Source organism: Gilvimarinus gilvus, from assembly GCF_030518155.1.
Classification (GTDB): Bacteria; Pseudomonadota; Gammaproteobacteria; order Pseudomonadales; family Cellvibrionaceae; genus Gilvimarinus; species Gilvimarinus gilvus.
This window is the reverse complement of sequence record NZ_JAULRU010000140.1, coordinates 1-320: the sequence shown is the minus strand read 5'-3', so window position 1 is coordinate 320 and position 320 is coordinate 1. Positions and strand designations below refer to the sequence as shown.

Below are 320 nucleotides of genomic sequence, written 5' to 3'. Positions count from 1 at the left end.
AGGCCAGGATAGAGCCGTCTTTGATCTTCTGGCCCAGCTCACCTACGGTCATGGAGTCCGCTGTGTCTTGAGCCTTCTGCCGCTCCTGCTGATCCTCAGCGGAGCCGAACTGTTGGAGCGCCTGGGGGATCGCTGAGGAGCCAAGCGCCTGGGCCAGTTGGTTGGCCTTCAATCCAGCCGTATCGTCCAGGTGTGCCCGGACTGGCTGGAAGGCGATTGGGTTTACTTGCTCCATGCCCTGGACGCCAGGGTCATAGTTCACTTGTCCACGCATGTGGCCTCCTTATGAGCCATTAGGGGTTACGGTGGTTGAGCCAGAG

General features: G+C 60.0%; 1 protein-coding gene. It reads right to left on the bottom strand.

Annotation, left to right across the window (positions count from 1 at the left end):
- Window positions 1–274: hypothetical protein (locus tag QWI17_RS00855; RefSeq protein WP_302720596.1), on the bottom strand; the 274-nt coding region annotated here is incomplete at its 3' end.
- Window positions 275–320 lie beyond the last annotated feature (46 nt).